The 15397-nt window shown below is 69.1% G+C and carries 16 protein-coding genes; 9 read left to right on the forward strand and 7 right to left on the reverse strand.

Annotated features, from left to right (window positions below):
• Positions 1 to 41 precede the first annotated feature (41 nt).
• The 3 genes from ABT170_RS06245 to ABT170_RS06255 form a co-directional block, all read right to left on the reverse strand.
• Positions 42 to 1073 carry an alanine racemase gene (locus tag ABT170_RS06245; protein WP_329944718.1) on the reverse strand — a complete coding sequence of 344 codons (1032 nt, stop codon included), beginning with the start codon at positions 1071 to 1073 and terminating at the stop codon, positions 42 to 44.
• A 139-nt stretch (positions 1074 to 1212) separates the two neighbouring features.
• Positions 1213 to 2331, reverse strand: a complete 1119-nt coding sequence (locus ABT170_RS06250) for a lipid II:glycine glycyltransferase FemX (protein ID WP_329944719.1) — start codon at positions 2329 to 2331, stop codon at positions 1213 to 1215.
• 151 nt (positions 2332 to 2482) lie between these two features.
• Entirely contained in the window at positions 2483 to 2797 is a 315-nt protein-coding gene (locus ABT170_RS06255) for a hypothetical protein (protein ID WP_329944720.1), read from the reverse strand.
• Between the two features lie 281 nt (positions 2798 to 3078).
• On the opposite strand from ABT170_RS06255, the gene rpsF reads away from it, so the two are divergent.
• The 4 genes from rpsF (at position 3079) to rplI (ending at position 4803) form a co-directional block, all read left to right on the forward strand.
• Positions 3079 to 3369 (forward strand): 30S ribosomal protein S6, encoded by a 291-nt coding sequence (gene rpsF, locus ABT170_RS06260; protein ID WP_266922161.1) that lies wholly within the window; start codon positions 3079 to 3081, stop codon positions 3367 to 3369.
• Positions 3370 to 3443: 74 nt separating this feature from the next.
• Positions 3444 to 4058, forward strand: coding sequence for a single-stranded DNA-binding protein (locus tag ABT170_RS06265; protein ID WP_351864463.1), 615 nt, complete (start codon positions 3444 to 3446; stop codon positions 4056 to 4058).
• Between the two features lie 43 nt (positions 4059 to 4101).
• Entirely contained in the window at positions 4102 to 4338 is a 237-nt protein-coding gene (rpsR, locus tag ABT170_RS06270) for a 30S ribosomal protein S18 (protein ID WP_003967857.1), read from the forward strand.
• Positions 4339 to 4356: 18 nt separating this feature from the next.
• On the forward strand, positions 4357 to 4803 hold the full coding sequence (gene rplI / locus ABT170_RS06275; RefSeq protein ID WP_329944722.1) for a 50S ribosomal protein L9: 447 nt from the start codon (positions 4357 to 4359) through the stop codon (positions 4801 to 4803).
• 171 nt (positions 4804 to 4974) lie between these two features.
• On the opposite strand, the gene ABT170_RS06280 is transcribed toward rplI, so the two are convergent.
• Positions 4975 to 6312 (reverse strand): MATE family efflux transporter, encoded by a 1338-nt coding sequence (locus ABT170_RS06280; protein WP_329944723.1) that lies wholly within the window; start codon positions 6310 to 6312, stop codon positions 4975 to 4977.
• 458 nt (positions 6313 to 6770) lie between these two features.
• Between ABT170_RS06280 and dnaB the strand changes: the two genes are divergently transcribed.
• Positions 6771 to 8246 (forward strand): replicative DNA helicase, encoded by a 1476-nt coding sequence (gene dnaB, locus ABT170_RS06285; protein WP_266922157.1) that lies wholly within the window; start codon positions 6771 to 6773, stop codon positions 8244 to 8246.
• Here dnaB and ABT170_RS06290 read toward each other — a convergent pair whose 3' ends face one another.
• Complete coding sequence (locus tag ABT170_RS06290; protein ID WP_351864468.1) at positions 8247 to 8996, reverse strand: dienelactone hydrolase family protein; 750 nt, start codon at positions 8994 to 8996, stop codon at positions 8247 to 8249.
• Positions 8997 to 9105: 109 nt separating this feature from the next.
• On the opposite strand from ABT170_RS06290, the gene ABT170_RS06295 reads away from it, so the two are divergent.
• Together ABT170_RS06295 and ABT170_RS06300 are read left to right on the forward strand one after the other, a co-directional pair.
• Complete coding sequence (locus ABT170_RS06295; RefSeq protein ID WP_329944725.1) at positions 9106 to 9588, forward strand: MarR family winged helix-turn-helix transcriptional regulator; 483 nt, start codon at positions 9106 to 9108, stop codon at positions 9586 to 9588.
• Between the two features lie 103 nt (positions 9589 to 9691).
• The gene (locus ABT170_RS06300; protein WP_329944726.1) at positions 9692 to 10066 is read left to right on the forward strand and encodes a DUF4259 domain-containing protein; all 375 of its coding nucleotides are present in this window, start codon (positions 9692 to 9694) and stop codon (positions 10064 to 10066) included.
• Positions 10067 to 10081: 15 nt separating this feature from the next.
• On the opposite strand, the gene helR is transcribed toward ABT170_RS06300, so the two are convergent.
• Positions 10082 to 12229: an RNA polymerase recycling motor ATPase HelR gene (helR, locus tag ABT170_RS06305; protein ID WP_351864473.1), complete on the reverse strand. Its 2148-nt coding sequence runs from the start codon at positions 12227 to 12229 to the stop codon at positions 10082 to 10084.
• Positions 12230 to 12508: 279 nt separating this feature from the next.
• Entirely contained in the window at positions 12509 to 13084 is a 576-nt protein-coding gene (locus ABT170_RS06310; protein ID WP_351864476.1) for a TetR/AcrR family transcriptional regulator, read from the reverse strand.
• 169 nt (positions 13085 to 13253) lie between these two features.
• On the opposite strand from ABT170_RS06310, the gene ABT170_RS06315 reads away from it, so the two are divergent.
• Complete coding sequence (locus ABT170_RS06315) at positions 13254 to 13838, forward strand: dihydrofolate reductase family protein (RefSeq protein ID WP_329944729.1); 585 nt, start codon at positions 13254 to 13256, stop codon at positions 13836 to 13838.
• A gap of 153 nt (positions 13839 to 13991) precedes the next feature.
• Positions 13992 to 15374, forward strand: a complete 1383-nt coding sequence (locus ABT170_RS06320; protein WP_329944730.1) for a serine hydrolase domain-containing protein — start codon at positions 13992 to 13994, stop codon at positions 15372 to 15374.
• Positions 15375 to 15397 lie beyond the last annotated feature (23 nt).

The raw sequence follows: 15397 nt of genomic DNA on the forward strand, positions 1-15397 counted from the left end.
AGCCGGGGTGCCCGGTCGCGGGGCGCGCGGTACGGGCCGGGTCAGCGGTCCACGAGGCGGTCGAACTGGGTGGTCGTGTGGCGGAGGTGGGCCACCAGCTCGTCGCCGACCTTCGGCTCCTGGGCGTCCGAGGGGACGAACAGGATCGACACCTGCATGTGCGGCGGCTCGGCGAACCAGCGCTGCTTTCCGGCCCAGACGAACGGCGACAGATTGCGGTTGACCGTCGCCAGACCGGCGCGGGCCACGCCCTTGGCGCGCGGCATCACCCCGTGCAGGGCCTTGGGGGCCTCCAGGCCCACCCCGTGGGACGTACCTCCGGCGACGACGACCAGCCAGCCGTCCGAGGCCACCTTCTGCTGGCGGTAGCCGAACCGGTCACCCTTGGCGACGGCCGTGACGTCCAGGACGGCACCCCGGTACTCCGTCGCGTCGTGGTCGCCGAGCCAGAGCCGGGTGCCGATCCGGGCGCGGAAGCGGGTCTGCGGGAACTGCTGCTGGAGCCGCGCCAGTTCGTCGGCGCGCAGATGGCTGACGAACATGGTGTGCAGCGGCAGCCTGGCCGCACGCAGCCGGTCCATCCAGCCGATGACCTCCTCGACGGCGTCGGAGCCGTCGGTGCGGTCCAGCGGCAGGTGGATGGCGAAGCCTTCCAGCCGTACGTCCTCTATCGCGGCGTGCAGCAGCCCCAGCTCCTCCTCCTTCACACCGTGGCGCCTCATCGAACTCATGCACTCGATGACCACCCGGGCGCCGACCAGCGCGTGCACGCCGTCGACGGAGGAGACGGACCGGATGACGCGGTCGGGGAGCGGCACCGGCTCCTCGCCCCGCCGGAAGGGGGTCAGGACGAGCAGATCGCCGCTGAACCAGTCCTTGATCCGGGCCGCCTCGTAGGTCGTGCCGACCGCGAGGGTGTCGGAGCCGAAGCGGATGGCCTCGTCGGCGAGCCGCTCGTGGCCGAAGCCGTAACCGTTGCCCTTGCAGACGGGTACGAGCCCGGGGAACTGGTCGATCACGGACTTCTGGTGCGCCCGCCAGCGCGCGGTGTCGACGTAGAGGGAGAGCGCCATGGCCGGCCCGGAACCTTTCTGGTGGCTGCGGTGGAGTCAGAGGTGTACGGAGTTGCTGGAGTGTCCGTCGACGGGATCGCGTCGGCCGGCGTGTCCATTGAAACGAATGACACCGGTTTCGTCACCGATGTCACCGGGATCAGCGGCGCGACATATACATGTCGAGCGCCTTGTGCAGCAGCTTGTTGAGCGGGAAGTCCCACTCGCCGACGTACTCGACGGCCTCGCCGCCGGTGCCGACCTTGAACTGGATCAGGCCGAAGAGGTGGTCGGTCTCGTCGAGCGAGTCGCTGATGCCGCGCAGGTCGTAGACGGTCGCGCCCATCGCGTACGAGTCGCGCAGCATCCGCCACTGCATCGCGTTCGAGGGCCTGACCTCACGGCCGATGTTGTCGGAGGCGCCGTAGGAGTACCAGACGTGGCCGCCGACGACGAGCATCGTGGCCGCGGAGAGGTTCACGCCGTTGTGCCGGGCGAAGTACAGCCGCATGCGGTTGGGGTCCTCGGAGTTGAGGACCGTCCACATGCGCTGGAAGTAGGAGAGCGGGCGCGGCCGGAAGTGGTCGCGCACGGCCGTGATCTCGTACAGCCGCTGCCACTCGGCGAGGTCCTCGTAGCCGCCCTGGACGACCTCGACGCCCGCCTTGTCGGCCTTCTTGATGTTGCGCCGCCAGAGCTGGTTGAAGCCCTTGAGGACGTCTTCCAGGGAACGGTTGGCCAGCGGTACCTGGAAGACGTAGCGGGGCTGTACGTCACCGAACCCGGCGCCGCCGTCCTCGCCCTGCTGCCAGCCCATCTTGCGCAGCCGGTCCGACACCTCGAAGGCACGCGGCTCGATGTACGTGGCCTCGACGTCCCGCAGACGCTTCACCTCGGGGTCCTGGATACCGGACTTGATGGCCGCCGAGTCCCAGCGCCGGATGACCACCGGCGGGCCCATCTTCACCGAGAACGCGCCCTGCTGCTTGAGGTGGGCGAGCATCGGCTTGAGCCAGTCGTCCAGGTTGGGCGCGTACCAGTTGATGACCGGGCCCTCGGGGAGGTACGCGAGGTAGCGCTTGATCTTGGGCAGCTGGCGGTACAGGACGAGACCCGCGCCCACCATGTCGCCGTTGCGGTCGAACCAGCCCAGGTTCTCCGAGCGCCATTCGGTCTTCACATCAGCCCACGCCGGGACCTGGCAGTGACTGGCCGAGGGCAGGCTCTGGATGTACGCCAGATGCTGCTCTCGGCTGATGGTCCTCAGGGTCAGGCTCATGCGGGGCGCTCCTCGGCAGGTGTGTCCCCATCGGTCAGGGGCTCCGGCTCTCGCGCCGAAGCCTACTGTGACCGAGGAGCGCCCGGTCTGGCCCCGCCCGGACCGGGTCCCGTCCCCTTTGGGGCGGTGCCCGGCCGTGGGCGGGGCGTGGTCAGCCGATCACACCGCCGAAGAGGCCTCCGTGGGCCATCCCCAGGAAGAACCCGATGGCGGACGCTCCGAGGCCGAGGATGAGCGGGAACCTCTCGCGGGTGGTCACCGAGATGTACTGCCCGTAGGCGCCCGTGAGGATCCCGATCAGACCGGCCCACGAGCTGATCAGGTGCAGGTTGTGGAACATCGCCGTCACGAACGCGAGAGCGCCGAGAACCAGGGTCACCGCCATCAGGCCGTCCTGCAGCGGATGGGACTTGCCGTCCGTGGCGAAGAGGGAAACGGGGGGGCGGGGTCGCATTGCCTGTGCCATGGAGTACCTCCTGGCCGGAAGGCGGCGCACTGTAGCGCCGCTCACATCCGATGTGTACAGATTGCGTCCTTCGGGCACCGGATTTCAACCGGAAGCCGGTCTACGGGTACTCTGTACGGTCTGCACCGGTGTCTGCCCAGGTCAGCACAGAGCGAGTCCCTCTTCACGGAGCGGATTTGTCAGTGGCGGCTGTTTTACTCGGAGACACTGTTGCTTACGCATCACGACCCTCCTGCCACGGAACGACCGTGGCCGCTGAGTCCAAAGGAGGTGGGTTCCACATGCGTCACTACGAGGTGATGGTCATCCTCGACCCCGATCTCGAGGAGCGAGCAGTCTCCCCGCTGATCGAGAACTTCCTCTCCGTCGTCCGTGAGGGCAACGGAAAGGTTGAGAAGGTCGACACCTGGGGCCGTCGTCGGCTCGCTTACGAGATCAAGAAGAAGCCCGAGGGCATCTACTCGGTCATCGATCTGCAGGCCGAGCCTGCGATCGTCAAGGAGCTCGACCGCCAGATGAGCCTGAACGAGTCGGTCCTCCGGACCAAGGTCCTCCGTCCCGAGACCCACTGAGCATCTAGCTCAGTGGTCATCGGGTTCGAGTAGCAGCAAGCAGCCAGAAGCAATCCCCGCCGAGAGGTTCACCCATGGCAGGCGAGACCGTCATCACGGTCGTCGGCAATCTCGTCGACGACCCCGAGCTGCGCTTCACCCCGTCCGGTGCGGCGGTCGCGAAGTTCCGTGTCGCGTCCACTCCCCGCATCTTCGACCGGCAGACCAATGAGTGGAAGGACGGCGAAGGCCTGTTCCTCACCTGCTCGGTCTGGCGTCAGGCGGCGGAGAACGTCGCGGAGTCGCTCCAGCGAGGCATGCGCGTCGTCGTGCAGGGCCGGCTGAAGCAGCGGTCCTACGAGGACCGTGAGGGCGTCAAGCGCACGGTCTACGAGCTGGACGTCGAGGAAGTCGGCCCCAGCCTCAAGAACGCCACGGCCAAGGTCACCAAGACCACGGGTCGCGGTGGCCAGGGCGGCCAGGGTGGATACGGCGGCGGCCAGCAGGGCGGCGGCAACTGGGGCGGCGGTCCCGGTGGCGGTGGCCAGCAGGGTGGCGGCGGTGCTCCCGCCGACGACCCGTGGGCCACCGGCGCGCCGGCAGGCGGCCAGCAGAGCGGGGGCCAGCAGGGCGGCGGAGGCGGCTGGGGCGGAAGCTCCGGCGGTTCCGGCGGCTCTGGCGGCGGCTACTCGGACGAGCCGCCCTTCTAGGGCAGCTCGTACCCCCACTTCTTGATCACACAGGAGAAACACCATGGCGAAGCCGCCTGTGCGCAAGCCTAAGAAGAAGGTCTGCGCATTCTGCAAGGACAAGACCCAGTACGTGGACTACAAGGACACGAACATGCTGCGGAAGTTCATTTCCGACCGTGGCAAGATCCGTGCCCGCCGCGTCACCGGCAACTGCACGCAGCACCAGCGTGACGTCGCCACGGCAGTCAAGAACAGCCGTGAGATGGCGCTGCTGCCCTACACGTCCACCGCGCGATAAGGGAAGGGTGACAAGAGCATGAAGATCATCCTCACCCACGAGGTCTCCGGCCTCGGTGCCGCCGGCGACGTCGTCGACGTCAAGGACGGGTACGCCCGTAACTACCTGGTTCCGCGTGGCTTCGCCATCCGCTGGACCAAGGGTGGCGAGAAGGACGTGGCGCAGATCCGCCGCGCCCGCAAGATCCACGAGATCGCGACGATCGAGCAGGCCAACGAGATCAAGACCAAGCTCGAGGCCGTGAAGGTCCGTCTGGCTGTTCGCTCCGGCGACGCCGGCCGTCTCTTCGGCTCCATCACCCCGGCCGACGTCGCCTCGGCGATCAAGGCTGCCGGTGGCCCCGACGTCGACAAGCGTCGCGTCGAGCTCGGCTCGCCGATCAAGACGCTCGGCGGACACCAGGTGTCCGTGCGTCTGCACCCCGAGGTCGCAGCGAAGCTCGGCATCGAGGTCGTTGCTGCCTAAGGGCAGAGCTCAGCAGAGCAAGGTGAAGGGCCGCACCCAGTGGGTGCGGCCCTTCGTCGTTTCACGTGAAACGACGGTGGCCGTGGCCTCGGTTTCACGTGAAACGACGATGGCGGCGGGTGGAGCCGGCTCGCTTCAGCGTGTCCGGTCCCGCGTGTGGGTGTGGCTGGGTCAGCGTGTGGCGCCGGTGACGATCCAGCGGCCCGACCGGGTACGCAGCCACAGGGTCACCAGCCGGACCGCCATCATCAGGGTCATGGCCCACCAGAGTGCGGTGAGGCCACCGCCGAAGGCGGGGACGAGCAGGGCCACCGGGGCGAAGACGGCCAGGGTGATCAGCATGGCCCAGGCGAGATAGCGCCCGTCTCCCGCACCCATCAGTACGCCGTCCAGGACGAAGACCACGCCTGCGATCGGCTGGGAGATCGCTACCACCAGCAGTGCCGGGAGCAGGGTGTCCTTGACCGAGGGGTCGCTGGTGAACAGCGGGATGAACAGGGGCCGGGCAAGAATGATCAGTACGCCGAGCACCACTCCGCAGCCGAGCCCCCACTCCACCATGCGGCGGCAGGCCTCACGTGCGCCCTTGGCATCGTTCGCCCCGAGATAGCGGCCGATGATGGCCTGTCCCGCGATGGCGATCGCGTCGAGGGCGAAGGCCGTGAGGCTCCAGAGCGACAGGATGATCTGGTGCGCGGCGATGTCCGTGTCCCCGAGGCGGGCGGCGACAGCGGTGGCGATCATCAGGACGGCGCGCAGAGACAGCGTACGGACGAGCAGCGGGACGCCCGCCTGGGCACTGGCTCTGATCCCGGCGGCATCGGGGCGCAGGGAGGCTCCATGCCGGCGTGCTCCCCGCACCACCACGATCAGATAGGCGATGGCCATACCGACCTGGGCGATCACGGTGCCCCAGGCGGATCCGGCGATACCGAGGCCGGCGCCGTAGACGAGGGCCGCGTTGAGCGCGCCATTGGCCGCGAAACCGCCGATGGCGACGTAGAGGGGAGTGCGTGTGTCCTGGAGTCCGCGCAGAACACCCGTCGCGGCGAGTACCACCAGCATGGCGGGGATGCCGAGGCTGGAGATCCGCAGATACGTGGTGGCGTACGGGGCCGCGGTATCGGATGCGCCGAAGACCTCGACGAGCCAGGGCGCGGAGGGGAGGGCGAGCGCCACCACGACCGCACCGAGCAGCAGTGCGAGCCAGATACCGTCCATGCCCTGGCGGATCGCGGACGGCAGGTCACCCGCGCCGACCCGGCGCGCGACGGCGGCGGTGGTGGCGTACGCGAGGAAGACGAAGACGCTCACTGCGGTCATCAGCAGCGCGGCGGCGACGCCGAGACCGGCCAGTTGAGGGGTGCCGAGATGGCCGACGATGGCGCTGTCGACCATCACGAACAGGGGCTCGGCGACGAGTGCGCCGAAGGCGGGGACGGCGAGTGCGATGATCTCGCGGTCATGCCTTCTGCGGCTGGACGGCGGGGTCGCGGAGGCCTGGGTCATGGGGGTTAATCTAATCTTCCACAGGTAAGAGATGCAACGTCATTTCAGTCCTTACTTTTGCCCTGGCTGCGCGCGCGGGTGTGTGCGGTGCGCGGCGAACTTGAGCTGAGGGCAAAAGTTTTTCTCCCCCACAGTCAGTGGATGGAGAACATGCAGGTCAGGGCATTAATGGCCGGTCGGCTATGAGTTTGTCCACAGTGCTGTCCCCCGGTCCGTGCACAGGTTCGGCGGAGTTCTCCACAGCATCTGGTCCGTCGTCCACATGCCCTGTGGATAACCAGATTGGCTGACGGTGCGGAGCGGCCTACCGTGGTCCGGCGCCCGCACTCCGTTCCGGCCTCGGAACCCGCAGAACTCGACGCGCCGGAAGCGGAGTCGGGCGGCCTGTTTGTCGGTGCCGTGCCGTAAGAAAGAGTGGCATGGCGAGGTCCGCGAAGCGGACGGGAGGAGGTGGCCCGGTGAGCATTCCCGAGCCTTTGGACGACCCCTGGGCCGACACCGGTCCCAGTGACCGTCTGCCCGTTTCCCGTCAGCGCCGCGGAGACCGCAAGGGGCGCGAGGACCGGCACGACCGGGGCTCGGAGGACGGCTGGGACGGTGGCTCCCCCGGCTTCGAGCGGGTGCCGCCGCAGGATCTCGACGCGGAGCAGTCGGTGCTCGGCGGCATGCTGCTGTCCAAGGACGCCATCGCCGACGTCGTGGAGATCATCAAGGGCCACGACTTCTACCGCCCGGCCCATGAGACGGTCTACACCGCGATCCTCGACCTCTACGCCAAGGGCGAGCCGGCCGACCCGATCACGGTCGCCGCCGAGCTGGTCAAGCGGGGGGAGATCACCAAGGTCGGCGGAGCCCCGTATCTGCACACCCTGGTCCAGTCGGTGCCGACCGCGGCCAACGCCTCGTACTACGCGGAGATCGTCCACGAGCGGGCGGTCCTCCGGCGGCTCGTCGAGGCCGGCACGAAGATCACGCAGATGGGATACGCGGCCGACGGCGATGTCGACGAGATCGTCAACTCCGCGCAGGCCGAGATCTACGCCGTCACCGAGCAGCGGACCAGCGAGGACTATCTGCCGCTCGGCGACATCATGGAAGGCGCGCTCGACGAGATCGAGGCGATCGGTTCACGCAGCGGCGAGATGACCGGTGTGCCGACCGGCTTCACGGATCTGGACGCCCTGACGAACGGGCTGCACCCCGGCCAGATGATCGTCATCGCGGCGCGTCCCGCCATGGGAAAGTCCACGCTGGCCCTGGACTTCGCGCGGGCCTGTTCCATCAAGAGCAACCTGCCGAGCGTGATCTTCTCGCTCGAAATGGGGCGCAACGAGATCGCGATGCGTCTGCTGTCCGCGGAGGCGCGGGTGGCTCTGCACCACATGCGCTCCGGCACGATGACCGACGAGGACTGGACGCGGCTCGCCCGGCGGATGCCCGATGTCTCGGCCGCCCCGCTGTACATCGACGATTCGCCGAACCTCTCCATGATGGAGATCCGCGCGAAGTGCCGCCGCCTCAAGCAGCGCAACGAGCTCAAGCTCGTGGTCATCGACTATCTCCAGCTGATGCAGTCCGGCGGCGCGAAGCGCGCCGAGAGCCGGCAGCAGGAGGTCTCGGACATGTCCCGAAACCTCAAGCTGCTGGCCAAGGAGCTGGAGCTGCCGGTCATCGCCCTCTCGCAGCTGAACCGTGGACCGGAGCAGCGTACGGACAAGAAGCCGATGGTCTCCGACCTGCGTGAGTCCGGCTCCATCGAGCAGGACGCGGACATGGTCATCCTGCTGCACCGCGAGGACGCGTACGAGAAGGAGTCGCCCCGGGCCGGCGAGGCGGACCTGATCGTGGCCAAGCACCGCAACGGCCCGACGGCCACCATCACCGTGGCCTTCCAGGGCCACTACTCCCGCTTCGTCGACATGGCGCAGACCTGATCAGCCGGTGGGCAGGGTCCGGCGGAGCAGCAGGAGCAGGCGGTCCCAGTGGCGCTGCACCGCTGAAGGGTCGAAGGCGTCGGTGTCGGACATGGTGAAGCCGTGGACGGTACCGGGGTAGATCTCGGTGGTGTGCTCGACACCCGCGGCATCCAGGGCCTGGAGGAGTCCAGCGGTGGTCTCGGGGGTCATGTCGCCCTCGGCGAGGCCGAGATGGACCTGTGCGGTGAGTTCGCCGAAGAGGTGGTGCGGGCTGTCGGGTGCGTCGGTGACCAAGGGGCTGGGGTGGAATCCGGCGACGGCGGCGACCCGGCCGGGGTGGGCCGCCGCGGTGCGTACGGCCAGGGCGCCGCCCATGCAGTAGCCGATCGCGGCGACGGGGCCGGCGGTGACCTCGGGCCGGTCGGCGAGGTACGTGAGGTACGCGTCGGCGTCGCGCAGGACCCTCTCGGTGGTGTGTGCCGTGATCAGGGGCATCAGCCGGTCGATGACCGCGGGCCGGATCTCCTTCCCGATGTGCCCGGGAAGCCCGGTCACCGGTGCCGGGCCGTGCCGGTAGTAGACGTTGGGGACGAGCACGTAGTAGCCGTGCGCGGCCAGTTCGCGGGCCTTGTCCTCCAGCTCGGGCCGCAGGCCGAAGGCGTCCTGGTACAGCAGCACCCCCGGGTGCCGCTCGCCGCCGTCGGGGAAAGCGGCGAAAGCGTCGGCCCGGCCGTCCGGGGTGGGAATCCGCACTGTCGTGGTGGGCAAGATCTTCCTTCCTTGGAGTCCGCTCGAACAACGTTAGTCACGCTAACGATCTTGGCGCGAGCGAAACTACATCGTTAGTCGGACTAACGCAATGAGTAGGATGGGCGCCATGACCGGATCCGAGGCCGCGGACCTGCCCGACGACGGCGCGCTCGCGACGCCCGACAGGCTGCGCCGGCGGGCGAGCCGGCTGCTGTCGCAGCTGACCGTACGGTCGGACCGGCTGATCTCCGAGGGCCTGGCCCGGGTCGACACCCGTAAGTGGCACTACGCCGTGCTCGCCTCGCTCCAGGATCTGGGGCCCGGCAGCCAGGCGGTGCTGAGCCGGCGTACCGGCATCTACCGCAGCGACATGGTCGGCGTGCTCAACGAGCTGGCCGAGCGCGGTTTCGTCGAGCGGGCACCGGATCCCGAGGACCGGCGCCGCAACATCATCACGATCTCCGCCCGGGGCCGCCGTCAGCTCCGCCTTCTCGACGACGTCCTGGACGGCCTCCACGACGAACTGCTCGCGCCGTTGACTCCGGCCGAGCGCGAACAGTTCACGCGGTTGCTCACGCGCCTGCTGGACCACCACACCCGTACCGCTTGAGCGTTGGCCATGCTGCGGTGAAGGTCCTCCCGGACCGCGTTGTCAGTGCTCCCTGCTTCGATGTCCTCATCGTGATGTGACGACACCATGCGGAGGAGCAGCCATGGGCACGTGGGGCAGCGGGAACTTCGAGAGCGACACGGCCAGGGACTATCTGTCGTCCTTCATCGACCGGCTCGTCGCGGAGGTCGCCGAGGCGATGGACGGCGATCCGGTCGAGATCGAGGCCGACGAGTACTGGGGAGTCGCCGTGCCGTGCCAGCTGGAGCTGCTGACCGTCCTCACCCGGGCCGGCCACACCTCGGACACCCCGCTGCGCCCGGAGCTGGTGGAGAAGTGGAAGAAGCACTTCATAGCCGTCTGGGAGCGGACGATCGACGATCTGGAACCCTCGCAGGACTACAAGGAGGAACGGCGGGCGGTGCTGATCGGCACCTTCGACCAGTTGGCCGAGGCCGCTGCCGCGCACATGGAGTAGCCGGCGGGACGGCCCTCAGCCGCTCGTGAGGACGACGAGTTGCCGGGTGGCCCGGGTCATCGCGACATAGCGGTCGACCGCTCCCTCGACGCCCTCGCCGAACGTGTCCGGGTCGATGAGGACGACCAGGTCGAATTCGAGCCCCTTCGACAGCTGCGGGGTCAGCGACCGGACGCGGGGTGTCTCCGGGAACGTGGGATCGCCGATGACACAGGCGGTCCCGTCGGCGTGCGTGGCGAGCCAGGCGCCGAGGATCGAGTCCCGTTCCGCGACGGATCCGTGGACGACGGGGAGACCGCTGCTGCGGATCGAGGCCGGTACGTTGGCGTCCGGGAGCACCGCGCGGATGACCGGCTCGGCTTCCGCCATGATCTCTTCCGGCGTCCGGTAGTTGACGCTCAGGGAGGCCAGGCCGATCCGGTCGAGGCCGGCCCGTTCGAGCCGTTCCTGCCATGACTCCGTGAAACCGTGCCTGGCCTGGGCCCGGTCGCCGACGACGGTGAAGCTCCGGGAAGGGCACCGGAGCAGCAGCATCTGCCACTCCGCGTCGGTCAGCTCCTGGGCCTCGTCCACGACGATGTGCGCGAACGGGCCGGCGAGCAGGTCGGGCTCGATGCCGGTCGGTGCGCTCTCGTCGACCAGGGTGTTCTGGATGTCCTTCCCGCGCAACATCGTGACCAGGCCCTCCCCGTCGTCGTCGGCTTCGAGCAGGGCGTCGACGACCTGGTCCATGTGCTCGCGTTCGGCGGCGACCGCGGCTCTGTGCCGCCGCCTGCGCCGGGACGCCTCCGGGTCGCCGATCCGCTGCCGTGCCGCGTCCAGGATCGGCAGGTCGGACACCGTCCAGGCACGGGTGTTTTCGCGTTGCAGCAGCGCCACCTCGTCAGAGCCGAACCAGGGAGCGCACTTGCGCAGATAGGCGGGTACCGACCACAGGTCTGCGACGATGTCGGCCGCTTCGAGCAGCGGCCATGCGCGGTTGAAGGCCGTGCGCAGCTCCCTGTTCCGTCCCAGTGACGCGCGGAGCTGGTCGTCCGGGGCATCGCCGTCGTGCTTGTCCACCAGGATCGTGAGCAGCTCCTCCCAGATCTGGTCGTGCGCCTCGTTGTGCGGCGTACCGGGTTCCGCAGCTTCGAACGCCGCGGCCCAGTCGTCGGCGCTCAGCCGGATGTCGGACCAGTGGGTCGTGACCGTCATTCCCCCGGCGGGCGGGTCCTCGTAGAACCTGACGGCCGTCTCGACCGCCTTGACCAGCTCCGCGGAGGACTTCAGCCGGGCGACGGCCGGGTCGGTCTCGGCCGTCGCCTCGGCTCCCTCGGTGACGAGGTCGCGCAGGGTGCAGGTCTGCACGCCCTCCTCGCCGAGGCTGGGGAGGACATCGGCGACGTAGCCCAGATAGGGCTGGTGCGGGCCGACGAACAGTACGCCGCCGCGGCGGCGACCGAGGCGGGGGTCGGAGTAAAGGAGGTAGGCGGAGCGGTGCAGGGCGACGACGGTCTTGCCCGTGCCCGGCCCGCCGTCGACGACGAGAGCGCCGCGGGAGCCCGCGCGGATGATGGCGTCCTGGTCGGCCTGGATGGTGCCGAGCACATCGCGCATCCGCGCGGACCGGTTGCTGCCCAGGCTGGCGATGAATGCGGACTGGTCATCGAGTGCGGCGTTCCCGGCGAAGCCGTCCGAGGTGAACACCTCGTCCCAGTAGTCGCTGATCCGGCCGCGGGTCCAGCGGTATCTGCGGCGGCTGGTCAGCCCCATCGGGTTGGCGTGGGTGGCCCCGAAGAACGGCTCGGCCGCGGGGGAGCGCCAGTCGAGCAGCAGCCGGCGGTCCGCGCTGTCCGTCAGGCCGAACCGTCCGACGTACACGGGTTCGCCGCTCTCCTCGCTGACCATGTGCCCGAGGCACAGGTCCAGGCCGAAGCGGCGCAGTGCGCGCAGGCGAGCGGTCAGCCGGTGGATCTCCAGGTCCCGGTCCATCGCCTGCCGGCCGATGACCCCGGGCGCCCGGCGCTCGGCGTCGAGGCGGTCGGACAGTTCGGCGAGCGACGCTTCGAGGCAGTCCGCGACGGCCGCGAAGTGACGTTCGTCAGCGGCGATCAGCGCCGGGTCGGCCTTGGGGGAGAGACGGTCGGGAAGGTCGAACGCGCTGGTGGTCAGGGGGTGCACGGCAGGACTCCGATCTGAGGCCGTTGCGGCCGTCGCGTCCGGCGGGACGGTGGGCCGGCGGTGGCCTCGGCGGACGATTCTGCGGCACACGGGGGGCCTTGCCGCAAGGCCCCCCGTGCGCTATAAGTTGAAAGTGGAAAGGCGTGGGTACTCCCCTTTCCCCTCTCGTCCGCCGGCTGTCGGCGACACCCTCCTGGCAAGAAGCCCCGGCGCCCCCGTGCGTCCTGCCGTGGCCCCGGTCGCCGCGGGTGAGGTGCGGCGCCGACGCCCCGTGGCCGTCTACCGCTGGGGCATGATGCGCGTGACGACGGTCTCCACCACCCGGTCCAGTTCGATGTCGCCGAGCATGTCGGGCAGGGTGAAGTGCTCCAGGAGCACACCGGTCATGGCCAGGTAGAGGACGAGGAACGCGTCGGTGTCGCCGGGGAGTTCCGCGTCCTGGTGGAACCGGGCGCTGTCGTCGAAGGCCGTGCGCACCGTCCGCGTCAGTTGTGCCCGCAGGGCGGGCCGGCGCGTGGCCTCCAGCCGGAGTTCCAGCATGGCCAGATAGCCGGTGCGGTCCTCGGCCATGCGCTGGACGAGCCAGCGCATCAGATCGGCGATCAGTTCGCGGGAGGGCGCGGGGCGCATCGCCTGCTCGACCCGGTCCGGGTCGGGTGTCATACGGCTGTTGATGCGCGCGCCCGCCTGCATGAACAGGTCGTCGCGGCTGCTGAAGTAGTTGGAGGCCGTGCCCACCGGCACACCGGCCCGCGCATCCACCGCGCGGAAGGTGAGCCCGCGCGCTCCTTCGTGCGCCAGCACCTCGATCGCCGCGTCCGTGAGCGCCGTTCTGCGCTCGGGGTTCTTCGCCATGGCCCTGCTCCTCGCCGGTCTCCGCTGATCGCCTCCCGTAAAAGAGGCTTGCTTAACCACTACACATGAAGCACTATAAGCGAAGTGGTTGAGGCGCGGTGCGTGAGTGCCGCGGCTGTCACCTTGAACAGGACTCTTCGGCCTGTGCCGAACGTGGAACGGGGAACACTTGCGAAAGCTCACGTACTTCATCGCCTGCTCGATCGACGGGTTCATCGGCGATCCCCAGGGCGATGCGTCGACGATGTATCCCTTCGTCAGCGAGGAGTTCCTCGGATTCCTCACCTCGGGGTACCCGGAGACGATCGCGGTCCAGGGCCGCGAGGCGCACGGACTCCAGGACGCGAAGCACGGACACTTCGACACCGTGATCCAGGGGCGGTCCAGCTATCAGCTGGCGCTGGACATGGGCATCACCAGCCCGTACGGCCACCTGAGGGAGTTCGTGGCGTCCCGGACACTCGCCGAGTCACCGGACGCGAATGTGGAGATCATCTCCGAGGGTCTGGTCGCCCGGGTCAGGGAGCTCAAGGCCGAGGACAGCGAGCTGGACATCTGGCTCTGCGGAGGCTCGCAGCTGGCGGGAGAGCTGCTCGACGAGATCGACGAGCTGGTGATCAAGACGTATCCGCTGGTGTACGGAAGCGGGATGCCGATGTTCGGGTCGGACTTCGCGGTCACCGAATTCACCCTGGAGGACGTGCGCTCCTTCGAGAACGGGGTGCTGGTCAGGACATACGGCCGCAAGGGCTGAGGCGTACCGCCCGGCCCTGCTTCCTGGCCGCCGGTCCCGGCCGGCCCGTCCCTCCCCCGCGGCCGTCCCCGCGCCCGCCGTCCGTCCGGCGGGCACTCGGGCGCCTCGCGAAAAGGGTTCGTCACAGGCCGGGCGGCCGGGTATGTGTGGACCATGACCTCTCCCCGTGAAGAACTGCTCCCCAGCACCCGGCGTGCCCTGCTGCACCGCGCTGCCACCGCGCAGGCCGAAGGGCGTGCTCCCTCGCTCGTGGCCGCCGTGCAGCGGCAGGGACAGCCCGTCTGGAGCGGCGCCCGCACCTGTGTCGAAGGGCATGCCCCGGACGGCGATACGCAGTTCAGGATCGGCTCGATCACCAAGACGTTCACCGCCGTACTGGTGATGCGGCTGCGCGACGAGGGCCTGATCCATCTGGACGACCCGCTGGAGAAGCACCTTCCCGGCACGGGAGTGGGAGACGTGACCGTCTACCAACTCCTGGGGCACAGCGCGGGTCTGGGGGCCGAGGCGCCCGCTCCCTGGTGGGAGCGGACCCCGGGGACCATCCGCCCGGAGCTCGCCGATGTCCTCGGTGAGAAGCCGCAGCCGCATCCGGCCGGTCACCGGCACCACTACTCCAACCCCGGCTACACCCTGCTCGGTTCGCTGATCGAGGCGGTGCGCGGAGCGTCCTGGGAAGAGGTGCTGCGCCGCGAGATCCTGGAGCCGCTGGGCATGCGGCGTACGTCCGCCCAGCCGCAGGCGCCGCACGCGGGCGGCTGGGCCGTGCACCCCTGGGCCGATGTCCTGCTGCCCGAGCAGGTCGAGGACCTCGGCCTGATGGCGCCGGCCGGTCAGCTCTGGTCGACCGCGGCCGATCTTCTCCGGTTCGCCGCGTTCCTCGCGGAGGGGGACGAACGGGTCCTGCGTGCCGCCTCCGTGCGGGAGATGCGCGAACCTTCGGCGCCGTCCGAGTCCGGTGACTGGCAGAGCGGTTACGGTCTGGGCGTCCAGATCGTGCAGCGGGGCGGCCGTACTCTCGTCGGGCACACCGGGTCGCTTCCCGGCTTCCTCGCCGCCCTGTGGTTCAGCGTGGAGGACGACGTCGCCGCTGTCGTGCTCAGCAACGCCACGTCCGGGCCGTTCACCGGTGATGTGGCCGCCGACCTCGTACGGATCGTCGCCGAGGCGGAGCCGCGGATCCCCGAGCCGTGGCGCCCGCTGCCCGAGGTGGACGGGCAGCTGCTGGCCCTGACCGGGCTCTGGTACTGGGGCACCCACACCTTCGCGCTGAAGCTGATCGCGGACCGCGGTCTGGAGCTCCGGCCGCTGCGCGCCACCGGCCGCGGTGCGGCCTTCCGCGCCGAGCAGGACGGAACCTGGACGGGCCTCGGCGGCTACTACGCGGGGGAGACCCTGCGTGTCGTTCGCGCCGACGACGGGTCGGTGGACCATCTGGACCTGGGCTCGTTCGTCTTCACCCGTGAGCCGTACGACGCGGGGGCGGCCATTCCCGGCGGTGTGGACGAGGGCGGCTGGCGGGGGCTCGGCAGCTGAATCCGGGGGTGCGTGTTTCACGT

The organism is Streptomyces sp. NPDC001787 (genome assembly GCF_040297465.1).
GTDB lineage: Bacteria > Actinomycetota > Actinomycetes > Streptomycetales > Streptomycetaceae > Streptomyces.

Coding starts and splice junctions, on each gene's coding strand:
- ABT170_RS06245 (WP_329944718.1), bottom strand. CDS start 1,073: ATGGCGCTCTCCCTCTACGTCGACACCGCGCGCTGGCGGGCGCACCAG.
- ABT170_RS06250 (WP_329944719.1), bottom strand. CDS start 2,331: ATGAGCCTGACCCTGAGGACCATCAGCCGAGAGCAGCATCTGGCGTAC.
- ABT170_RS06255 (WP_329944720.1), bottom strand. CDS start 2,797: ATGGCACAGGCAATGCGACCCCGCCCCCCCGTTTCCCTCTTCGCCACG.
- rpsF (WP_266922161.1), top strand. CDS start 3,079: ATGCGTCACTACGAGGTGATGGTCATCCTCGACCCCGATCTCGAGGAG.
- ABT170_RS06265 (WP_351864463.1), top strand. CDS start 3,444: ATGGCAGGCGAGACCGTCATCACGGTCGTCGGCAATCTCGTCGACGAC.
- rpsR (WP_003967857.1), top strand. CDS start 4,102: ATGGCGAAGCCGCCTGTGCGCAAGCCTAAGAAGAAGGTCTGCGCATTC.
- rplI (WP_329944722.1), top strand. CDS start 4,357: ATGAAGATCATCCTCACCCACGAGGTCTCCGGCCTCGGTGCCGCCGGC.
- ABT170_RS06280 (WP_329944723.1), bottom strand. CDS start 6,312: ATGACCCAGGCCTCCGCGACCCCGCCGTCCAGCCGCAGAAGGCATGAC.
- ABT170_RS06295 (WP_329944725.1), top strand. CDS start 9,106: ATGACCGGATCCGAGGCCGCGGACCTGCCCGACGACGGCGCGCTCGCG.
- ABT170_RS06300 (WP_329944726.1), top strand. CDS start 9,692: ATGGGCACGTGGGGCAGCGGGAACTTCGAGAGCGACACGGCCAGGGAC.
- ABT170_RS06310 (WP_351864476.1), bottom strand. CDS start 13,084: ATGGCGAAGAACCCCGAGCGCAGAACGGCGCTCACGGACGCGGCGATC.
- ABT170_RS06320 (WP_329944730.1), top strand. CDS start 13,992: ATGACCTCTCCCCGTGAAGAACTGCTCCCCAGCACCCGGCGTGCCCTG.